Origin of the sequence: Elstera litoralis, assembly GCF_000963705.1 — a bacterium.
GTDB lineage: Bacteria > Pseudomonadota > Alphaproteobacteria > Elsterales > Elsteraceae > Elstera > Elstera litoralis.
In genome coordinates this window covers 1-1,025 of the sequence record NZ_LAJY01000580.1, presented here as the reverse complement: position 1 = coordinate 1,025, position 1,025 = coordinate 1, and the positions used below count along the sequence as shown (strand labels likewise).

Annotated in this window: 1 protein-coding gene; it reads right to left on the bottom strand. The window is 57.1% G+C overall.

All coding sequences use genetic code 11. The features are described 5' to 3' along the window. The coding region (locus VZ95_RS17745) for an ABC transporter substrate-binding protein (protein ID WP_045777043.1) at positions 1 to 767 on the bottom strand (767 nt) is incomplete at its 3' end. Positions 768 to 1,025 lie beyond the last annotated feature (258 nt).

Here is a 1,025-nt window from a genome sequence, read left to right as displayed (position 1 = left end):
TTGTCCAGTGCCTGAAGGTCTGGGGTCACACACCCTCCCGAAGAGCGCATGTCGGCCCAATAGGCGAACCATTCTTCGATATCCTTCTCACCAAACCCGAGCTTACCCTCCTGCGTATATAGCTCCTGCCCGCGCGTGCGCAGCCAGCCTTCGAAGATCGACTCAAGCCCACCACCATCCTGACAACCGAAGTAGCCGGGGCGCTTCGCCGCTTTCGTGAATTCCACCGCCAGTTTGGCAAAACCCTTCCAGTCGGTATCGAAATTCGGCGGGGCAATGCCAACTGCGGCGAAGGCTTCTGTATCGTAGATCGTCGAGGAGGTATTGCCGCCGAGACTCACCCCGTAAATCTTGCCATCCACCTTACCGCTATCGACGACTGACGGCGGAAAATCCTTAAGGTTCAACCCTTTGTCAATGAACTGGTCCAGCGGCAGCAGCGCGCCGCGCCGGGCGTAGTCGAAGATATAGCGATAGTCCATTTGAATCACGTCGGGCGCATTGCGGCCCGCCGTCTGCGTCGCCAGACGCGGCCAGTAATCGCCCCACGCCAGGGTTTCGCCGTCGACAGTGACGCCCGTAAAGGTCTGCTGATAGAGCTTATTGACCTGCAAGGTGCGTTCGGCCCGCTCCTTCGTGCCCCACCAATACATGCGCAAGCGCCGATCGGCGGCGAGCAGCGGGCTGGGAATTCCCAGCGCCATCAGACCTGAAAGACCAATCCCGGCCTGTAGAACGGATCGCCGGTTTAAATGAGGCTGCTTCATGACGTTTCCTCCTGCCCTATGGGGTGCTTTTTGATGCATTAAGCTTGGGAGACGCGAGCGTCGCTCGATCGAAAATGCGCAGAACTGCCAAACCTGTCTGACAGGTTTGTTTAAAGTCGGCGCAACTTTCGGAACAAAGCGAACATCCACATCCTCCCCAGGCGTGGCCGTGACGGGATTTTTCCCGTCGGATTGGTTTCTGGCTTCTGCCACTTATAACCAGTTGGTTACAAGCTAGATCGAGTTTAGGATAACTGT